Origin of the sequence: Rapidithrix thailandica (genome assembly GCF_039710355.1) — a bacterium.
GTDB classification, from domain to species: domain Bacteria; phylum Bacteroidota; class Bacteroidia; order Cytophagales; family Flammeovirgaceae; genus Rapidithrix; species Rapidithrix thailandica.
Map to the genome: position 1 here is coordinate 1 of NZ_JBDKWZ010000032.1, position 23750 is coordinate 23750.

Annotated in this window: 3 protein-coding genes; all 3 read left to right on the forward strand. The window is 46.9% G+C overall.

What is annotated here, in order from left to right; all coding sequences use genetic code 11:
- Positions 1–6982: SDR family NAD(P)-dependent oxidoreductase (locus AAG747_RS28860; protein ID WP_346824741.1), on the forward strand; the 6982-nt coding region annotated here is incomplete at its 5' end.
- Positions 6983–7066: 84 nt separating this feature from the next.
- The gene (locus AAG747_RS28865) at positions 7067–11107 is read left to right on the forward strand and encodes an SDR family NAD(P)-dependent oxidoreductase (protein WP_346824742.1); all 4041 of its coding nucleotides are present in this window, start codon (positions 7067–7069) and stop codon (positions 11105–11107) included.
- A 145-nt stretch (positions 11108–11252) separates the two neighbouring features.
- Positions 11253–23750: amino acid adenylation domain-containing protein (locus AAG747_RS28870; protein ID WP_346824743.1), on the forward strand; the 12498-nt coding region annotated here is incomplete at its 3' end.

The window sequence follows — 23750 nt, forward strand, 5'->3', positions numbered from 1 at the left end:
GGCGCTTCACCAGGCGGTGAGCTCTATCCAGAAGGGGGACTGTGAGCAGGCCTTGGCCGGAGGGATCAATGCGATCCTGACGCCATCCTTATACCTGGCGTTTGACCATGTGGGGATGCTGAGTCCGGAGGGCCGTTGCAAGGCATTTTCCTCGGAGGCTGAGGGTTTTGGCCGTGGGGAAGGCGGAGGCATGGTGCTGTTAAAACCGCTGTCCAAAGCCTTGTCGGAGGGAGACCATATCTACGGGGTGATCCGGGGGAGTGCGGTAAACCACGGAGGACGTTCGAGTTCGTTGACGGCACCGAACCCGGAAGCGCAGAGTGAGGTGGTGTACACAGCCTACGAACGTTCGGGCCTGGACCCTCGCCGTGTAGGGTACATCGAAGCGCACGGTACGGGGACGAGCCTGGGCGACCCGATCGAAGTGACGGGCTTGAAGAAAGCCTTCGGGCAGTTGTACCGCGAGCATGGGTACGATCCGGCGAGTGGTCGTTGCGGTATCGGTACGGTGAAGACGAACATCGGCCATTTGGAGACGGCAGCGGGGATAGCGGGTCTGTTGAAAGTGCTGCTATCGATGAAGTACGACAAGCTACCGAAACTGGTTCATTTTAAGGAACAGAACCCGTACCTGAGCCTCTCGGGGAGTCCATTTTACTTCCAGTCGGAGACAGGTGGATGGCCAAGGGAGGAAGGACAAGCCCCGGTGGCGGGGATCAGCTCCTTTGGTTTCGGCGGGGTGAATGCGCATGTGGTGGTGGAAGGGTACCCGGCGGAGACGGAGCCCACCCCGGAGAGCCATTTGCCCCAGTTGATCGTACTCTCAGCAAAAAATAAGGACAGGCTGAGAGCGTATGCTTTGAACCTTATGGGTTTCCTAGAGCAAAATGCTACTCATAGTAGTTTGTCATCAGCATCAATAAACGAATTATCAGCCATCGAAAATAAGCTCAGTACCTATGTAGCAAACTTATTGGATGTTTCGAAAAAAGATGTATGTCTTACGGATACGTTTGAAGAGCAGGGAACGGATGTGGTAAAAGGCAAACAATTGATTCAACGAATCAAGGAGGGTTTAGCGATTGATTTATCCTTTAATGATCTGGTCCGTTATGATACATTAAGCACTCTGGCCAAATATTGTTATGAGGTTCAAGCTCAACAAAAAGGTATTGAAGTTGATTGGTTAAAAGAGTCGGATAATCCGGCCCTCCCATCAGAAAATTCCCAAACCTTACAGGAAATTGCATATACTTTGCAAATAGGAAGGGAGGAATTTTCTAACAGGCTGGCCATCGTGGCAAAAAGCATTTCTGAACTGTACTCAACACTCAAGGCTTATTTAAGACAAGAGGAGGCGGAATACTATACGGGGGAAGTGGGAAGTGGCAATACCGAAACCGTATTTGTTGAGAAAGCCGAACTAAGTGCTTTGGTACAAAAAGAGGACTTGTCACAGATAGCGCAGTATTGGGTAGAAGGTAAGAAAATCAGATGGAAATTATTGCACTCGAATAAGGTTGCGCGGGTCTCCTTACCTACTTACCCTTTTGCTAAAGACACGTATTGGGTGAAGGGAACTGCTGAAAATCAATTGAATACGCAATCAGCTATACCAAAACTTACCCCATTGCTGGATCAGAATAACTCTGTTCTTGGCAAGCATTCGTACCGTAAACATTTGACGGAAGTCGATACTTATATGAAAGATCATGTGATTAATGGTCAGATGGTACTACCCGGTGTTGTATACCTTGAAATGGCCCGTATGGCGGCCGAGCTAGCATGCCCCGGAGAAAAAGTACTTGAAATGGCTCATGTTACATGGGTAAAAACACTGTCACTCGACAAGCATACAAGCAGGGAGATTGATACCGAACTTCGCCTTGAAAAGAATAAGCTAACCTGGAAAATTTCGGAAGATATGGTTTTTGCACAAGGTGAGTTGAAGACAGGACAATACTTATATGCGGGTCCGAATGTGGCAGTGGATGTGGACAGAGAGAAAAGAGCTTTGCAAAAACAGATGAACCGTGAAGCTTTTTATCAGCGTTTTGAAGAAGGGGGCTTTAAATATGGCAAAATGTTTACCCCCTTACAACAGGTGTATTATGATGAACATACAGCTCTGGCCTATGTAGAAGTTCCTGATTCCTTAAAAGGTGATTTTTCTCACTATGTTTTGCATCCGTCTATAATGGAGGGAAGCCTTCAGACAGCAGGTCTTCTGGCTAATCTTCATCAGCCGATAGGATCACCTTATATTCCGTACGAAATCGCTTCTTTGAAAATTTACCGCAAGTTGGAAAAGGCTAGTTGGGTGCTGGCTATTGAAAAAACGAAATCCGAAACATCCGCTAATAGTAAGAAATACGATTTACAAATTCTCAATGACCGAGGAGAACTTTGTATTGAAATTCATGACTATACCGTAAAGCAATTTAAGTTCAAAAAAGACGAGCACAACAACAATGTATTTGTCAAAAGGTGGGAACCTGTTCAAGCTCTCTCAAAGGAAAGTCATAAATCACAGCATGTCCTTTGTTTTGCTGATAGCCAAAGGTTTGAGGATATCCGGAGGCATATTAACGAAACGCATGGAACGGTAAAAACAACCTTGGTGAAGAGCGGAGCCGGTTTTGACTATGTGAATGGTCAGTACACCGTAAATATGCAAAGTAAAGCCGATATAGACCGTTTAGTTTCCATCCTATATAAGGATTCTCCATCAGTGCCTGACACCATCGTTTGGGATTTTGAAAGGGTGAGGACTTCCTTCGCTACGGGTGAACAGACTTATATCAATGAAATGAGCCCTGTGTTTTCTTTTACACAAGCACTGCTCAACCAAAGAAGTAAAGGTACTATTCTACAAATATTTATGGACACCTCAACTCCCGGGTTAGAGGCACTGTCATCTTTTGGTAAGAGTATTACTTTAGAGAATAAATACTTAAGATTTAAAACCATAGCGATTGATAGCCATACCGATGCAGGGCATATCGTCTCGTCAGAGTGTGTGGGTTATGCGGATGCTCAAATCCGTTATAGAGGAGGAAAGAGGTACCGGAGCGTATGGGACCGGATGTTGAGCGGTCATAGTTATGAGTGGAAGCACCATGCCGTATATGTGATCACAGGAGGAAATGGAGGGGTTGCCCGGGAGCTACTTAAACGTTTGGCTCCGTCTAAACCCAAAATAGTGATGATCGGGCGCAACCCTGTGAAACCTGAGCTGCAATCAATGATTGAGCATGAACAAGGAGAGTGTACCTACTTGCAAGCTGATGTAACGGATAAAAAAGCAATGGGTCAGGCATTGCAAAATGTAAGACGGCAGTATGGGGAAATCAACGGAATCTTTCACTGTGCAGGAATAACCAACGATGCGCTTTTAAAAAACACAAGTTGGCCGGAGTTTAAAGAGATTTTGTCAGCCAAAACCACAGGCACACTGGTACTGGATGAACTTACACAGTCAGACCCTCTCGATTTCTTTGTCTTGTTTTCTTCTATTAGCTCCGTATTGGGAAATGCCGGTCAAGCTGCTTATGCCTATGCCAATGGATTTATGGATGCTTATGCTGATTACCGGAATCAGCTCGTCATAAAACAACAACGGCAAGGGAAAAGCGTAGCCATCAACTGGCCGCTTTGGCAAGAGGGTGGTATGCAAATAAATACAGAACGGCTTGCCCTTTTGAAAAACAGTATAGGGGCTGTGCCAATGGCCTCAACATGGGCTTGGCAATCGCTTTCCCAAATATTGGCTTCGGACGAATCACAGGCATTTGTATGGTCGGGAAATGTTGAAAAAGTACTTCCGCTTTTAAAGGGACTTCCCATTGAACCGGAGATGACGGATATATCTGTCGGTAAGAACCCTGAAGACCTGGAGGCTAACCTGGAAAAAGCGATTGCTCAATTACTGGAAATTATTTCCAAAATAACGCTGATTGGTAAAGAACAACTCTCTACAACAACATTGTTGGATGATTATGGGCTTGATTCGATTACGCTTACGGAACTGGCAAACGAAATCAATCAACGGTGGAAGCTTGAGATCACCCCGACTTTTTTCTTTGAAATTAACCCTTTGAATATCGAAGAATTGGCCAACTATTTACTTCAGAAGTTCGGGGCACAAATGGTAAAGAATACCTCTGAAATTGAGAGTATCTCTGTAGAAGAAGAAAGGAATGTTAAGAGTGTAAAAGAACCGGGTGGAGAGCGTACCGTTCAAGAAGTTCAAAACGAGGAAGGAAAGAGCGATACAGGATATGAACCGGTCGCGATAGTGGGCATGGCAGGAGTAATGCCTGGGTCCGGTGACCTTGATCAGTTTTGGAATCATCTGAAAGCAGGGCAAGATCTTGTTACTGAGATTCCGCTCGATCGTTGGGATTGGCGCGATTACTATGGCGATCCTTCCAAAGAGCCCAATACGTCACTAAGCAAATGGGGGGCTTTTATGTCAGGCATCGACCATTTTGATGCGGAGTTTTTCAATATCTCCCCAAGTGAAGCCAAATACATGGACCCGCAGCAGCGTATTGCCCTTCAGATAATCTGGAAAACCATGGAAAATGCCGGTTATAAACCTTCGAGTTTTAATGGCTCCCGTACGGCACTTTATTTAGGGGTTTCTAACATGGACTATGCGGAATTGCTGGAAAGTATGCCTGCCAGTAGTTACGGAATGACAGGGAATAACCGACCTTTCATCGTCAACCGGATTTCTTATTTACTCAACTTAAGAGGAGCGAGCGAACCGATAGATACCCTTTGCTCCAGTTCTTTGGTGGCTGTAGACCGGGCCATCCAGGATCTTCATAATGGCACTTGCGATCAGGCCATCGCAGCGGGGATCAATGTAATCATTACCCCAAGATTGCACCTCAACTATAGCGCTGCGAATATGCTGAGCGTAGAAGGCAAGTGCAAAACCTTTGACAAAAGCGCTAATGGATTTGTAAGGGGCGAGGGAGTAGCCGCTTTGTTGCTAAAACCTCTCGACAAAGCTGAAGCAGATGGTGATTATATATATGGCGTGATACGAGGTAGTGCAGTGAATCATGGAGGGCTTGCCAAATCCATTACAGCGCCCAACGTAAACGCCCAGGCAGAAGTCGTAGCCGAGGCCTATACCAAAGGAGGGATATCACCGGATACAATTACCTACATCGAGGCGCATGGTACGGGTACGGCCTTAGGAGATCCGACAGAGATTAACGGGCTTAAAAAGGCGTTTGAGATACTTTACCGTCAGCAAGGTAAGAGTATGTCCCGTCAGAATTACTGTGCCCTTGGTTCGGTGAAGACAAACATTGGCCATTTGGAATCGGGCGCGGGCATCGCAGGGTTGGTAAAAGTATTGTTAGCGATGCAGCATAAACAAATACCTGCAAGCTTGCATATACATGAACAAAATCCGTATATAGATCTGAAAGGTTCCCCGTTTTACCTTGCCAAGGAAACTCATCCTTGGAAAAATTTAGAAGAGCATGGGCGGTTGATTCCCCTTCGGGCCGGCATTAGTTCCTTTGGTGCAGGAGGGGTGAATGCCCATGTGCTTGTGGAGGAGTACAGGAGACAAAAACATCCTGTTCGTTTAGAGGCTTCCGGCCCATTGGTATTTGTGCTTTCGGCCAAAAATGAAAATCAGTTAAAAACCTATGCTTCCGAAGTAAAAGAATACCTGAGTGGCAGGTATGGCAAAGACGATATCTATGATATTGTTTACACCATGTCGATGGGCAGGGATGCTATGGAAGCAAGGTGTGCGATTATCATTGAAGGTATTGAGGAACTTGTAGAAAAACTCGAAGCCGTAGCCTCGGGAGTATGGCAAACCGAAGCTGTGTTTGTACAAATCAATGAGGAAAATAGCAAGCCGGCTCGACTTGACAGCGCACCGGTAGAATTAAAAGAGCAGGTTAATCACTGGGTCACAGGCGGGGAATTATTGTGGGATATCACCCGCATCCAAACTGCCAAGAGAATACCTTTGCCTACGTATCCGTTTGAAAAACAACGTCATTGGATTAAAACCGGCCAAATACAAAAGCCAGTAATTCCAAAACCAAAAAGCGTACAAGCATTTACCATAATGGATCAAGCCGTAAACGGTCATGATCGATTTATTATACAATTGTCTGCCCATGGAGCCTATATAAAAGATCATACAATCAATGGACAAATCATTGTTCCGGGAGTATTGTATATGGAAATGATCCGTGCCTGTGCGGAATTGGCCAGGCAAAAAGCAGTCAATACCTTAAAAGACCTGACTTGGTATCAGCCCATACTATTTGAAGAACAGGTCCGCCAGAACGTGTCAATCCTACTGAAAGACACTCAAACAGGCATGAAGTATGAAATTGCTTCCGGTGAAAAAGAGAATAAAATAATCCATTGCCAGGGTAGTTTGGGCTTTGACCCGGTAGTTTCAAATTTTTCAATTGATATAAAAGCCCTACAAGCTAGATGTCATGTGCAGTATGACAATAGCGCGCTCTATCAAAAATTTGCGGAAAGAGGATTTGACTATGGGGAAAACCTTAAAGCCATAGAACAGCTTTGGGTGGGTGAAGACATTGCGCTGGTAGCCTTGCGGATACCTGCCGAAGACAATGCCCACGTATTTCATCCTGCCATACTCGATGGTGCGTTACAGGCTTTAATTCAGTTTGATACGGAAGAAGGCAATGCTCAAAATTACTTGCCCTTTTCTGTGGATAGTTTTGAGTTTTATCAAAAGTTTCCCGAAGTATGCTATGCTTATATCAGCAAACATCCGGGAGGCGGTGATAGGCACCTAATTAAAAAATACGATATCACCATTGCAGATACATCGGGCAAGCCAATAGCCTGTATGCAGGGCTTTGCCAAAAAGCTCATCAACCCTACCAATGGGGTAGATACAATTGCCGGTGATGATTGGGAATTGATGATCTATACCAATGAATATGAGGCTCTTTGATTTGACCATAAAACAGCATTCACCAATTGCAATGGCAGCTTGGCATAATACCAAATTTTAGTTAATACACTAAAAGAGATGAATATGACAACCAACAAATGGAATCACTACATTCTTGTAATTTCCTATCAATCAGATTTTGTCAGAAAGCTTAGGCAATGGGCACAGACTCCTGTAGTGGAAGTGGAGCCGGGGTTGGAGTTTGAACAAAAAGGCGAAAAAAAATACGGTGTGCCTCCCACAGAAGAAGGCTTTTCACGATTGTTTGAAACTTTGGGAGGAGTACCTGATATACTCATTAACTATCATGTTTTGGATGAAGCCGGGTGGAATGTTGCAAAGACAAATCAGTTACTTGAAAATACCTATCACCAATCATTGAACCTGGTAAAAGCGATTATCAAACAAAAGCCTTCCAATGTGGTGAAGTGGCTTTATAGCTACTCTTATACTCCTGAAAATTCCTTTTTAAGACCGTTTTATTCGGCTGTAAATGGGCTGATTCGCACTTTGCATATAGAGTTTCCTGCGGTACATGGCCTATGTGTTGAGTTAAATAACCCTACAGAATATAAAACAAACGTAGTGGCGGCCGATGCTGAAATTATCACCGAATGCCTTGAACAGGAATGGGACAGAAAGCTTACGGAATTACGGTATCACAATGGTCAGAAGCATCAAAGGCGATTGACTAAGGTAAAAGAATTGGAAGGTGATAAGGCGACAGCTTCACTTCGTAATGAGGGGGTGTACCTTATTACAGGGGGCTTGGGTGGAATCGGGGCGATTATTTCGAAGTATTTAGCCAATCAATTGAGCCGTCCCACATTGATCCTGACAGGAAGAACCGCGCTGGACCAGGAGCGGAATGATGCATTGAATACCCTTCGATCCACCAATGCTAAAGTGGAATATATCCAGGCAGATGTAACTGCTGAAGAACAAGTTGAGCAGATACTTGGCGAGGTGAAAAAACAGTACGGGGGCCTCAATGGGATTATTCATTGTGCAGGGATATTGAAAGACAATTTTATTATTAAAAAATCAAAAGTTGAGTCGAATGAGGTAATCGCCCCCAAAGTGTATGGAACAATGCTGTTGGACGATTATACAGCTCAGGAACCTCTGGACTTTTTCCTTTTGTTTTCGTCTATTTCCGGGGTGATGGGTAACCTGGGTCAGGTAGATTATGCCTATGCCAATAGCTTTTTAAACAACTTTTCGGAAGAGCGTAATGCTCTGCAAAAACAGGGGTTGCGGCAAGGGAAAACGGTAGCCATAAGCTGGCCGCTATGGTCGAACGGAGGCATGAAGCTGGATCAGACGCATTTGGATTCCTTGAAAAGCAATCTGGGCATGGTGCCTATTACAGACCAGGAAGGAGTTGCAATTTTTGAAAAGGCCTTGCAATCAAACGTATCTCAGTTTATGGTGATGAAAGGGCAAGCTGAAAAGATCGCTCAACTTGTGAATCCCACAAATGCCTCCTTAGAAAGTAAGTTTGAGCAAAGCAACCGCAATTCCACAGCTTCGGAAAATGAGTTGGCCAAGCACACAAAAGATTATATGAAACAGCTTGTTGCGGAAATTACCGAATTGCCTGTACACAAGATCAAAGAAACCGCTTCTTTTGAAAAATTCGGGATAGATTCTTTTGCGATCATGAAGCTGAACAACGAATTGGAAAAGACATTCGGAGAGTTGTCAAAAACGCTATTCTTTGAGTATCAAAACATAGAAGACCTTGTTGCTTACCTGCTTGAAGACCACCATGAGGTATTAAAAAATAAATTTAACCTGAAAGAAAATAGTGGGGAGCAGCCAAAAGACAACGGCGATGCCAATACCATGTCCGGAGGACATCTTACAAAGACCGTGGAGGTTAATTCAATTAGCCAGCCAGTCTCTAAAAAGCCTTTTGAAACCGAAAGCGGGGATATTGCCATAGTAGGTTTATCCGGTAGCTTTCCGGGTGCCGACAGTCTGCAAGAGTTTTGGTTCAACATATGTGAAGGGAAAAATTGCATCACCGAGATCCCGTCCGACAGATGGATGGCCAATGGCGAATTTTACGATGCCGATAGAAATGCAGAAGGGAAAAGCTATACCAAATGGGGAGGCTTTATAAAAGATATAGACCGGTTTGACCCCTTGTTTTTCAATATATCCCCTGCGGAAGCCGAATTAATGGACCCCCAAGAACGCCTGTTGTTACAGACAGTTTGGGCCGTGATAGAGGATGCCGGTTATACACCGGAAAAGCTAGGCACTGGTGTAGGAGTATTTATGGGAAGCATGTACAAACACTATCACCTTGCCGCTAGCCAAGCTTCGGAAAAAGCATTACTCTCCAGTACTTCCTATTGGTCTTTGGTGAATAGACTTTCCTATTTTTTTGACTTTCAGGGACCGAGTATCGCCATCGATACCGCATGCGCTTCCTCGTTAACGGCCGTGTATATGGCTTGTCATAGTATCTGGAGAGGGGAGTGTGAAGCTTCGATTGCCGGAGGGGTCAATTTAAGTATGCACCCTGATAAGTATATCGGTCTGAGTACCACAAATATGATTGGCAGCACTGACAGAAGTAAAAGCTTTGGTCAGGGAGACGGATACGTTCCGGGCGAGGGGGTTGGAGCTGTCTTACTTAAACCTTTGCACAAAGCCACAGCCGATAAAGACCATATCTACGGAGTGATAAAAGCCGTAGGTGCTAATCATAGCGGTAAAACCAGCGGCTTTTCAGTGCCTGGTTTACATGCTCAAAAAAATCTGATTGTTAAAACGGTTGAGCAGTCGGGTTGTCCGGCAGAAACGATTCGTTACATAGAATCCGCGGCTAACGGCTCCCCTTTTGGCGATGCCATTGAGGTGAATGCAATAAGCAAAGCCTTTGGCAGGCTTACAAGTAAAAAGGCTTATTGTGCAATAGGTACCGTGAAGTCCAATATAGGGCATCTTGAGGCGGCTTCGGGAATTTCTCAATTAGTAAAAGTGCTCTTGCAAATGAAGCATGGTAAACTTGTACCAACCATTAATGCCGAAACCCTTAATGAGAATATAACACTCCACAATACCCCCTTGTATTTGCAAAAGGAGTTGGCTGACTGGGACCGGCTGGAAGCAGTAAATAATGACGGTACCGTAAAAGTCATTCCTCGCAGGGCCGCAATCAACTCGTTTGGTGCCGGCGGTTCAAATGTTCACTTGATAGTAGAAGAAAACCTGCATGAGCCTATTGTAGAACGGACTGATGCGAAACCTTTCATCATTGTGCTTTCTGCCAAACGGAGAGAAGCCTTAAAAACCATTGCCAATAATCTTTTAGAACATCTTGAAAATGAAAGCCAAATTTCATTGGCAAATATTGCCTTTACACTTATGCATGGCCGCTGTCACTTTGAATATAGGCTGGCCTTGGTAGTCAGTGATAAAGAAGAGCTGCAACACAGGCTAAAACAAATAGCATCGGACGATATGGAAATGAGTGGCTGTTTTTCGGGAAAGGTGGAGGACGATAAAGAAGAGGAACTGAACAGGCTCATGAGTGGAGACGAAATTTTGTCGGCATGGCTGCATGACAACCGGTACGATAAAATAGCCGATGCCTGGGTGCAAGGGGTGAATTTGAATTTTAGCCAATTGCCTCAGTCAAAGGTTGGTAGAAGAGTTGCATTGCCTACTTATCCTTTTGATAAGAAATTGTGTTGGGTAGGTGCCACCCGTACCGGATCGCAAAGTAAGAATAGCCATGAAGCAATTGGTAGGGACACTTCCCTTAAAACGACCGTTAAGGGAATCCTTTCCCAAATATTCAAATTGACGAATGATGAAATTGATGATAAGAAGAACCTGACCCGGTATGGTATGGATTCTTTGTCAGGGATGAGATTCATTAATAAAATTCAAGAAATATATGACCTCAAATTGTCAGCCCGGGTATTACTGCAGCATCCCACGGTAGATAGCTTTTGCAAACTGTTGGAGGATAAACTCAAAGTGCCACCACAGAAAAAAACGCATGAGTCTCGTGAAGAGAAGGCTGTTCCGGAGGGCTTGGAACAACTGTTTCAACAATTGTACAAAGGCGAAATATCAGCTGATGAGGCATTGACTAAATCGTAGTGTCAAGCATTGTTATAGCGATTCTTCAGGTGGAAGCAGCTTCCAAATGTCCAAATGGATGAATTCCACCGGCAAGAATAAGTATGTTCAAAAATAGTGGAGGAGTGACTGTCACTATCAAACTTACAAACCATCAACATCAACCATGAATCGGGAAGAAATTTATAAAAAAGTAGCCAGAAAAGAACTTACGGTAGAAAGAGCGCTGGAATTAATGAAGGAAGCAACTTCCTCTAATCGTTTGCTGTCGACTGAAAACTCCCTTTATCCTTTAACCGAAGGACAGGAAGCGTTATGGGTCGCAGGCAATATGTACCCTGAAAGTTACGCTTACAATCTTCCTATAGCCTATTGGCTTGCAAATGAAACGGACCTGGAGATACTGCATAAAAGCTTTCAGCATATGCTAGACCGGCACCCGGTGCTTCGCATGAAAATGATAAGTCAAAACGGCCGGCCTATGCAACAGATAGAGCAAGCAGCAGAGGTGTCTTATCAGGTAATAGACCTGGGAGATATTTCCGATATGGAGGCTATCGAGAAAATGAAAGAACAGGCTTACACTCCTTTTGATATTTCAAATGATCCGTTGATGAAAGTATATGTTTACCGGAGGCCAGGTAAGCGAACTTCCTTGTTGGTGGTATTGCATCATTTGGTATTTGATGGGGTATCTTCAGTGAATTTTTTCAAACAACTGTTAAACACCTATCAAACGCTTGCGAGTGGAAACACAATGAATGTCCGGCTTCCCGAAAAACAATATCAGGACTTTATTTTGTGGCAGCAAGCTTTTCTGAAAAACGAAGAAGGACAACAGCAAGAAAACTATTGGCTAAATCAGTTTCAAGAGCAATGTGCTCCTATGAATATCCCTTTGCCGCCAAAAAGCAGCGAAACAAATCGCTCAGACGGGTTACAGTATACTCAGGTGCTTGATCAAGAGCAAATAGCGTCTGTCAGGGCCCTGGCAGAAAGGCAAAATACCACTGTTTTTGCGGTGATGCTCAGCGCTTATTATTTGTTACTTCATCGCTATAGCGGCAACCCGTCATTGTTGGTAGGAACGCCCATTGCCGGAAGGCCTTCATCGGCTTTTGATGAGGTGATCGGATGTTTCATAAACATGCTTTCCATTAAGGCAGAAATTACTCCGGATAAAACGTATAGTGGATTTTTAAATGAAGTGACCGATAGTGTATTTGATGCTTTCGATCATTGTCACTACCCCTTGCATGCGTTTAAAAAGGCATTGAGGGCAGAAGGCCGTTCCTCTCATCTGTTCGAGGCGGCATTGTATTACCAAAACTGGTATGACCTTACAGAGAACTTCTCAGAATCTATATTGGGCGATTCGATCGAACAGATACGCCAAAAAGGCGAGTTCCCATTAACTTTTGAGTTAATGGAAGGCCAAAACCAGGTGACGCTTTTTGCAAAGTATGATCCATCCCGTTTTGATGATAATACGGTAAAGCAACTCATGCAGGATTATCATGAATTGTTGGGTCGCATCATCGCCGAACCCAAAGCATCACTTTCTCAGATAATTAATAAACAGGAGGTACTCATTCCGGAAGATAGACAGGAGACGTCAATCGAGGCCCTGTTGGACAAAGTGAAAAACAATGCAGCGCTGTATCCTGATAAGGTAGCGGTGTCGGGCAATGGCAATGCATTGAGCTATCGCGAATTGGTAGACCGGGCAGATCAATTAGCCTCTTATCTGCTTGAAAATAAATATGAAGGAAGTAAGCGTGTAGGCGTCTTTATGGATAGATCCGTAGACTTGCTGCCGGTATTGTTAGGCATACTGGCCTCGGGTAATACGTTTATCCCGCTGGATCCGGTATACCCGAAGGACCGGCTACAAATGATGCTGGAAGATGGGGAGGTGAATCTGGTAATAACAGAACAGGCTCTTGTGGACAATATTCCTCAAGGTAATTATGAGTTACTGGATTATGGAGCTATAAAAGACAAACTATATGGAGATTCGAAAGCAAATGATGTGAAAATAACCGGTGATTCCCTCGCTTACATCATCTTTACATCAGGGTCTACCGGACGGCCTAAAGGGGTAGCCGTAAGTCACCACAGTTTAAATAACTTTTTGACCTCTATGGCGAAGCAGCCGGGTATCCATAAGGAAGATGTGTTGTTGGCAGTCACAACAGTCTGTTTTGATATCGCCTATCTGGAGTTGTTTCTTCCTTTAACGGTAGGGGCGAGAGTAGAGATAGCCACAAGTACTACGGCCCATGATGGGATACTTCTCAAACAGAGGCTGGAACAAGGGGATATCACCTTAATGCAGGCCACACCTACTACATGGCAAATGTTGGTAGCCGCAGAGTGGAGCGGTACTCCCCAATTCCGGGTTCTATGTGGCGGAGAAGCATTGACCTCAAGATTAGCCTCCTCATTGTTGGAGCGGTCGGCAGAGCTGTGGAATTTGTATGGACCTACAGAGGCCACGATCTGGGCATCGGCCGCATTGGTAGAAGATGCATCGCACATTACCTTGGGTGATCCCGTGCATAATATGAACCTGTTTGTGATGCATGGCCATGGCACCCTATGCCCACCAGGGGTGGAAGGTGAAATTTATATCACAGGAGCAGGACTTGCTGAAGGATATATAAACGCTCCCGGTGAAAATAAGACTCGCTTTGTCAACCTTACCGTAGCAGGAAAAACAGCGCGCTTTTATCGTACCGGAGATATAGGAAGATATACCGGGAAAGCACAAATTGAATGTCTTGGCCGGTTAGACCAACAAGTGAAGGCTAACGGATACAGAATTGAATTGGAAGAGATAGAAAATGCTTTGAAAAAACACAAAGAGATTGAGGAGGCTGTAGTCGTTTTGAGAAATAGACAGATAACTGCTTTTTTGATAGCAAAGAAACCGGGAGCTCTTACTACGAATACTATAAAGGAGGCTTTAGGCAAATCCTTACCATCATACATGGTGCCTGTCAAAATGTACTGGATAGAGGCGTTTCCAACGACTCTGAATAAAAAAATAGACAGAAAAGCCCTGATGAGGAAACCGGAAGCTGAGCTTTTGAAACAGAGCCGGAATGTTGAACACCCACTGGAAAAGTCTGGCCAACCGGTAAAAGTAAGCAACACATTGAAAAATGAATTGAAAGAATTACTGGCTGAAGCAGGTAATTTGCCCCTTGATGAATTAGAAGAATCCAGGATAATAGGTGAATACGGCTTGGACTCTATCAGTTATACCGAACTAAGTGTCGCACTGAATAAAAAATACGGTTTGGACACAACACCCACCTTATTTTTTGACTGCAATACTATACAACTTATTGCCGAATATATACATGGTCAAAACAACCTCCATACAGGTGGTGCTCCCTTGAAAGATGACACTGCAAAACCTTTGAATAAAATAAAAAAGAAGTCAAAAACTCAGCCATTGGACAGGCCGGACGCGATTGCTATAGTAGGAATGAGCGGGCGTTATGCAAAGTCTGATCACCTCCGGGAGTTTTGGCAGCACCTCATAGCAGGAGAGGATTTGGTGAGTGAAGTCCCACCGTCAAGATGGGAATGGCAGAAGTTTCATGGAAAGGGTGATGAAGAAAATAAGACAAATTCTAAGTGGGGAAGCTTTATCAATGATGTAGATAAGTTTGACTCTGGGTTTTTCGGCCTTTCGCCAAGAGAGTCGGAATTGATGGACCCACAGCAGCGCATTTTATTGGAGCTTGCCTGGCATTGCTTTGAGGATGCCGGGTACAGACCCTCCGACTTTTCCGGTACGGATTGTGGTGTCTATGTAGGTTGTGTAGGAGCTGATTATACGGAAGTAATCATGAACAGCGGGCATCCTATAGCACCGCACACCTTATCCGGGATTGCCAAAACGATGCTGGCCAACCGTATTTCATTTTTGATGAATCTTCAAGGGCCTAGTGTCGTAGTAGATACCGCTTGTTCCAGCTCCCTGGTTGCAGTACATAGAGCCATTGAAGATATTCAAAAAGGCAACTGCTCGGTAGCCATTGCGGGGGGAATAAACATTATGCTCAGTCCTTTTGCACATATTGCGTTAAGCAAAAATGAAATGTTAAGCCCCGATGGAAAATGTAAAGCCTTTGACGCCTCAGCCAATGGGTACGTCCGTGGAGAAGGAGCGGGGTTAATGATGCTTAAATCACTCGAACAGGCTGAAAAAGACAAGGATCATATTTATGCCGTCATCAGAAGCTCGGCAGAAAATCATGGAGGGCGTACCAACTCGCTTACCGCTCCCAACCCTAAGGCTCAGTCAGACCTGATCGTGGAAGCTTGTAAAAAAGCGAAGATCAATATTGACTCCATCGGCTATATGGAAGCGCACGGTACGGGAACAGCCTTGGGAGACCCTATTGAAATCAATGGATTGAAGAAAGCATTTGAGGAGCTCTCGGAGGAACTCTCGGAGGAAGTCTCGGAGGAACTCTCGGAGGAACTCTCGGAGGAACTCTCGGCCAAAAGCGATACCCCATGCTATATCGGATCTGTGAAAACCAATGTAGGACATCTGGAAGGGGCTGCCGGGATAGTCGGGCTGCAGAAGGCCGTATTGGCGCTTAGCCATAAGTATATCCCCCCTTCATTGCATGTGAACGAAGTAAATCCATACATTAAACTTGAAAACAGCCCTTTTGCGATAGCCCGGGAAGGCATTGATTGGAGTCGTGCAGGAGGAAATAGAAAGAAGGGTGCACCCCTTCGGGCAGGGATCAGTTCATTTGGTTTCGGAGGTGTCAATGCACATGTAATCCTTGAAGAGTATACTTCAGAGATAAGGGACCATCACGACACGAAAACCCCTCAATTGATCGTATTATCTGCCAAAAATAAACAGAGGCTGAAAGCCAGTGTCGAGAAGTTGTTCTCTTTCCTTTCGGAAAATAAGACCTTGTCGCTTGCACAAGTAGCCTATACCCTGCAAACAGGCCGGGAGGAAATGCCGGAGCGTGTAGCCTGGATTGCTACAGAGATGGATGACTTACTTGATAAACTAAAAGGCTACATCGAAGGAACAGCATCGACAGAGAGGTATGAAGGGAATGCGAATTCTGAAAAAGCAATTAAAAACTTTTTGGAAGATCTTGAGGAATTGCCACAAGCCATTGTACAACGAGCTGTCGAAAATAATGATTTAAGGAAAATTGCCAGACTTTGGATCAAGGGTGTGGATGTGAATTGGCCGGTGTTGCACATTGATATTCCCCGGAAAGTGGCGTTGCCGGGTTATCCTTTTGCCAAAGAAAGGCATTGGGTAACTTCCAACCCGTATCAACAGAAGAACCACCCTCTGATTGATTATCAAAAGAATAGCAATATTCCCAGACGTTTCACTTTTGTGAAAGAGTTTACCGGGCAGGAAAAGCTTATTGCACATCACAAGGTAGGCGCTACCTGTATCATGCCGGGAGTGGGTTACCTGGAGATGGCCTATGCCGCCATTCAAAAATTAAAACAGGGCTTTTTCGACCTGGCAAATATTTACTGGATTCAACCCTTAGAAGGAAAAGAAGGCGAAATATCTGTAGATATTAAAGAAAACAAAGCGGATTATGATTATGAAATAAGAAGCGGGGTACAAGCAGAAACCTTGCATGCTTCGGGTAAACTTATTCCAAAACAGACGACAAACCATGAGAAGCTTTCTGTTCCCAGTTTAAAAAGCGGAGCTAACTACCATAGAAATGATGTTTATGCCCGCTTCGATCAAAATGGAGTGGTGTATGGACCGTACTTCCAGGTGATACAAGAAGTGTGGATAAATGAAAATACAAGTTTCGGTTTGCTTGAAGTTGACGAGTCCATGCTGTCGGAATTTGAGCAAACCTTTCTATCTCCGGCATTGATGGATGGGGCTTTACAAACCGCAGCACTTTTAAGAATGGAAGAGAAAACAGCGGCATTGAAGGTGCCCTTTAGTGTAAACAAACTGGAAGTCTTTGCCAGTTTGCCCAAGCGTTGTTATGTATATGCGGAGCGTGCCAACCATGACAGCTTTAATATAGCACTACTCTCGGAAGCGGGAGAAATTTGTGTGAAACTTCATAGTGTTGTATCAAGGGAAATTAAAAGGCCTACACACTATTTTTATCCGAAATGGGAGTTGCTGCCGGATGCATTAAGCAAAGCATCATCCATTGATACTAAAAATAAAATAGCGGTATTTCATAGCCGTGATACCTATACACTCGCAAAACAGTGTGTACAATTCTTTGACGATGTACGCTTGTATCATCCCGGACAGCCGGATAGTTCAATGCCGGATTCTACAGCAGTGAACTTGAGCGATGAGGAGGCGATTGCCAAACAATTGAACAATCTGGATGAACTCGATCATATATACGTATTTACCGGATCAAACCATACAGATCATCCTTTGGATGATATTGCAGAAGCCGAGTATCAATTGGATCAGGGTGTGGTGGCATGGTTCCACCTTGTAAAATACCTGTACAATCAAGATGTTCTTAACCCTGGTAAGAAATTCTCGGTAATTAATGTCAATGCTGTCTCTTTAGGCGAAGACAAGATCACACCGTTTGCCGGAGCCGTGAAGGGTTTTACCAATACTATTATCGGTGAGTTTCCCAAAGCGAATATTAAATACTTTGATTTAAAATGGTCGGAAGGAGAGGGAAGTAGTAGCTTATCCGGCTTGTTAAAGCTTTCGTGTGCTGACTTCTCTGATAATATGTTGGCCCTCCGCAGAGGCCAGGTATACCGACGGAGCTTGTATCCTTTGCACTTGTCTTCGGGCCGGGCGAGCAAGTTTGAAGCGGGAAAAGTCTACCTGATCCTCGGAGGGGCAGGAGGTCTGGGCCGTGTGCTCAGCGACCACCTCAGCCGGAAACATCCGGTCAAACTGATCTGGATAGGGCGCAGCGAGTTGAATGCCGGGCAGCAAGCCCTGATGCGGACGATCGAATCCCGGGGCAGTGAAGTGACGTACCTTCAGGGGGATATCGGGGAGGCTTCGTCAGCGGCTTCGTTGTTTGCCCGTGCCCGGGCTGCCTACGGTTCCATCCACGGGGTGATCCATTCCGCGCTGGAACTCCGGGACAAGCGATTGGAGCAGCTGGAGGAGGCGGACCTGCTTGCGGTGCTTGCTCCAAAAGTGCAGGGCAGTGTTTATTTCTACCAACAGCTTCGGGAAGAGCCCTTGGATTTTGTGTTGTTCTTTTCCTCCCTGAACGCGTATGTGGGGAGTCCGGGTCAGAGTAACTACGCTTCGGCCTGCACGTTTCAAGACAGCTATGCGGAAGCCCTCCGTTCGGAGCTGTCCTGTCCTGTCCAGGTGATTAATTGGAGTTACTGGTCGGAGAGCGGGATTGTCTCGACGGAATATTACCGGGACTTGTTGGAGTCGTTGGGTCTTTACGGGATCCGGAACGGTGAGGGTCTTCAGGCGATAGAAGAGGTGCTTTCCTCAAGGGTTTCGAATGTGGTGATGGTGAAAAGCCGGGGCAGCTTGCTGGAAAAATTCGGATTTCATGATCAGCCGGAACACCTCCTGCAAGCTGTACAACACCCGGTTTCTGTTCGGGATCTGACACCGGGTGTTTCCCTTGACGGTTCTTCACAGGCGGGTTTTGAGCGGTTGCGGGAAGGTTTTGAAGAGTTGTTGTCCTGGAGTGGCCGCTTGTTGCTTTACAGCTTTCAGCAAATGGGAGTCTTTCACCGGGGAGGCGAGGAGTATGAGTTGGAGTCACTCCGGGAACGCTTGGGGATTGTCCCCGGTTATTTCCGGTTATTCCCTGCATTACTCGATATTTTAAGTCAGTCGGGTTACCTTTTGCAAGAGGGGGAGAGTATTATCACAAGGGAAGGGATCGGTGTTGAGGACCGGGAGGATCTTGAAAGGGAGGGCCAAACGCTATCAGGCTTGCAGGAGTCATTATCGGCGTATGTGCGTCTGGTGTGGGAATGTGTGATCCGTTACCCTTCGATTTTGCGGGGAGAAGAGAGTGCGGTATCGGTGATGTTTCCGGAAGGGGACAAGAGTCTGGTGGAGGGGATCTACCGTGGGAATGCTTTGGTGGATCATTACAATGAGTTGGTGGCGGGTCTGGTAAGGGAGTATGCGGAGCAGAGGGGGAGATCGGAAGGGCTGCAAATCCTGGAAGTGGGCGCGGGCACGGGGGGCACGAGTAAGTTTGTGCTGGAAGCATTGCGGAACTGGGGCGGTCCGGTGAGGTATCATTATACGGATATCTCTGCGAGTTTTACCAACTATGGAAAAGAGACGTACTTGCCGGAATATCCGTTTATGGAGTTTTCCTTGTTGAACGCGGAGAAGGCACCGGAGGCGCAAGGGTATGCCCCGGGAAGCATCGATTTGATTCTGGCCACGAACGTGATCCATGCCACGGATTCGATCGGTCATAGCCTGTCTCATTTGAAAGTATTGTTGAAAGGCGAGGGGGTGTTGATTTTGAACGAGTTGACGCGAGTTCAGAGTTTTTCTACGCTGACCTTCGGTTTGACGGAGGGTTGGTGGCGTTATAAGGACGGTGCGTGCCGTGAGCCTTATTCTCCGGTCTTGAGTGCGGAGAGTTGGAAAGAGCAACTGAGTCTTAGTGGTTTCCGTAATCATCGAAGTTTTGGGATTGCAGGCGGAGGCCAACAAGTGCTGATCGCAGCGAGCGATGGGATTGTTAAAAAGCAATCTTCCAACGTTTCAATACCCGTTGTTCACTCAACGGTAACCTCCAAAATAGCTCCTATACCAAAATCTAAAACGTCCTCCGTTACCTCAACAAGCTCCGTCAAAGAGAGTTTAAAGGTTTTGTTAGGTGAGAGTTTGAAACTATCTCCTGCTGAGTTGGAAGAAGACAAGACTTTTTCCGAGTACGGGGTGGATTCGTTATTGGTGATGGAGTTGAGCAAAAAGCTGAGTGAACAGTACGGGGAGTTGTCCTCTACGGTGCTGTTTGAATACGATACCATAGCCAGCCTGTCGGAATACATAAGCACTGAATATGGGGTGATGGAGGAACCTCCGGTAGAAGCGACTTCCACGGGCAGTCCTTCCAGGCTTCTTTTTGCTTCAAAGACTCGGGAAGCAAACCCTGTAAGTTCAAATACCTCATCCGTCAAAGAGAGTTTAAAGGCTTTGTTAGGAGAGAGTTTGAAACGATCTCCTGCTGAGTTGGAAGAGGACAAGACTTTTTCCGAGTACGGGGTGGATTCTTTGTTGGTGATGGAGCTGAGCAAAAAGCTAAGCGAACAGTACGGGGAGTTGTCCTCCACGGTGCTGTTTGAATACGATACGATTGCAAGCTTGTCGGAATACATAAGCACTGAATATGGAGCGATGGAAGGACTGTCTGTAGAAGCGACTTCCACGGGCAGCCCTTCCAGGCTTCTTTTTGAAAGTAAGCCGGCGGAGGTGTTCCCGGAAGTATCTACCTCTGCTTCTTTGGAAACGCAGGAGTCTGTCAATAAACCCATGGATATTGCGGTGATCGGGATGAGCGGTCGCTACCCGGGAGCCCCGGATTTGGAACGCTACTGGGCCAACCTGAAGAGTGGGAAGAGCAGTATTACCGAAGTGCCTGAGGAGCGTTGGGACTGGCAACGTTATTTTACCCCGGCAGGCGGGGACGGCAAGAGTTATAGCAAATGGGGGGGCTTTATAGATGAAGTAGACCGTTTTGATGCGTCATTTTTTGGGATCGGGGATGAAGAAGCGATGGACATGGATCCGCAAGAACGCTTGTTTTTGGAGGAGGTATGGCGGTTGTTGGAGAACGCCGGCTACGGCGGGAGGTTACTGAGCGAGCACTCCAACCCGGTAGGGGTGTTTATCGGGGTGATGTACGGGACCTACGGGCAGTTGGGTGCGCGGAGTTGGGCTTCGGGTCATTGGAACCATGCGCAGTCTTCCTACTGGCTGATCGCCAACCGTGTCTCCCGGTACTTTAAGTTCCGGGGTCCGAGCATGGCGATCGATACGGCCTGTTCTTCGTCTTTGACGGCGGTCCACCAGGCGATGGAGAGTTTGTCCCGTGGGGAGAGCAAAGTAGCGATAGCGGGGGGTGTGAGCCTGTTGTTGGATCCGCGTCACCATCTGCGTTTGTCCTCGCTACGGAACCTGAGTAAAGACGATAAGACGCGTTCGTTCGGCTCGGGCGGAGAGGGCTTTGTGGTAGGGGAAGGCCTGGGAGCCGTTTTGTTAAAACCGCTATCGGAAGCGGAGCGTGACGGTGATTATATCTATGGGGTCTTGAAAGGTTCTGCGATCAATACGGGTGGGTATATGAGTCCGGACCCGAAGGCCCAAAGCGAAGTGGTGTTCCAGGCATTGCAACGCAGTGGGGTTCCGGGGAATAGCATCAGCTATGTGGAAGCGCACGGTACAGGGACGAGCCTGGGGGATCCGATCGAGTTGCGGGGTTTGGAGAAGGCCTTTTCGGGCAGCGGCTTGCAAAGTTGTTCCTTGGGATCGGTGAAAGGGAACATCGGTCATTTGGAGTCGGCCGCGGGTATCTCGGCCTTGAGCAAAGTGCTGCTTCAGTTGCGGGAGAAACAGCTGGTGCCGAGCTTATATACCCAACCTTCAAACCCTCATATCGATTGGTCGAAGAGTGTGTTTCAGCTACAGGAAGACTTGGCGGTATGGAAGCAAGGGCAGGGTCCCTTGCGTGCGGGCATCAGTTCTTTTGGAGCGGGGGGTAGCAATGCGCACCTGATCGTAGAGGAGTACCAAGAGAGGCCTGAGGTTTTGGAATCATCGGGTCCGTATGTGGTGGTATTGTCGGCAAAAAGCCGGGGAGCGCTTCTGCGTCAGAGTGCAGAGCTGTCGGAATACCTTTCGAATCATGCCTTTCCGCTGGCTTCGGTGGCGTATAGCTTGCAGCTGGGCCGTGAGGCCTTGCCGGAGCGCTTGGCAGTGGTGACGAGCGACTTGTCGCATTTGAAGGAGCAGTTGGAACGCTACGGGAAGGGGGAGGCAGGCGAGTACTATACGGCCGGGACGATCCCGGTTTCCGCTGAGTTGGAGTTAACGACCCCGGTTTCGATGGCGCTCCGATGGGTACGGGGGCAAGCGGTGTCTTGGGACAAATTGTATGGGGGGAAGGTTCCTCAGCGCGTTCCTTTGCCGGGCTATCCTTTCGAAGGGAAGCGTTACTGGCTGCCGCTGGAAGAAAATGCCGTATCAGAGTCTGATGGAGGAATACCAAAAATACAGTCTGAAACACCGGAATCCCTGGCGGATTATACGGTGTCGTACCGTCACGGGGAGGCCTATTTGCGGGATCATGTCACCTTTGGGCAACAGGTACTGTTGGGGGTGACCCATTGCAGCCTGGCGATAGAAGCCTATCGCCGGTACCGTCCGGAAGCCGGCGCGTTCCGCTTGGATAAGGTGCTTTTCGAGACACCCATAATGGTGGAAAGCGGAAGTACGGTTGCATTGAAAAGTGCACTTTCCCAAACGGCTGCCGGGATGCTGTTCGAGAACCTTTACCGTCCGGAGGGGCAGCCCTGGCTGAAGAGTGCGAAAGGGCAGGTCAGCGAGGAGTTGTCCCCTCGTCCTGCAGGGCTGGATTTGCAAATATTTATCAACGAGAGCGAGAATGAACTCGAAGGCCCCTTGCTGTACCGGAAGAAGAAACCGGGGGTGTATGGTCCAAGCCTGGAGACGGTACGGAAGGCTTACCTGAAGGGAGGGGAAGTGTTGGGAATCTTGCAATTGCGCCCGGAGATGGAGCGGGATGCCCGGTCGTATTACCTGCATCCGGCCTTGCTTGACGGGGCAATGGCTACCCGTTTTGCGCTGTTGGAAGACAGCAGCGAGCCGGATCCTTTTATCCCGATCCTGATCAAGCAGGTGGAGGTATATGCAGCGCCGGGAGCGGAGTGTTACAGCCATGTCCGTCCGGTGATGGAAAACGAAGAGGTCTGGGTCTCGGACATCGATATCCTGGACGGTGAGGGTCAGGTACAGGTATCGCTGAAGGGCTTTACCTGCAAACGCATCCGCCCGGAAGGGGCAACGGTCTCTTCCGAAGTGACTTCGGGGTCAAGAAAAACTACGATCCAAAATCCTTTGGAAGAGGCTGTAGCGTCTTACTTGTTGGAGAAGTTGCGTGTACGTGTAGGGGAGGTGAGCGTTGCCGACAAGAGCTGTAACTTTATGGCCTTCGGGGTGGACTCCTCCGGGATCATCAGCTTGTCCCAAGAGCTGGGCGAAGAGCTGCGGATCGAAGTGTATCCGACCTTGTTTTTTGAATACCCGAACCTGGAGAGCTTGCAGGAATACCTGTTCACCGAGCATAAGGATGCCCTGGAACGCTATTTTGGAGAGAAGGTGGAAAGGGAAGAAAGATCGGTTCCTGTGAAGGAAGTGGTTCAACCCGTAGTAACTCCGCTCGTAAGAGAGCCGAAAATATTGCCAACTACGGTGTCCTCGACCTATGCCCCAATCGCGATCGTGGGGATGAGTGGCCGTATGCCCGGCTCGGAGAGCTTGTCAGAGTTCTGGCAGCATCTGGAAGAAGGTACCGACCTGGTGACGGAGATCCCCCGGGACCGCTGGCGTTGGGAAGACTACTACGGGGACAAACAGCAGGAAGCGGGCAAGACCAAAGTGAAGTGG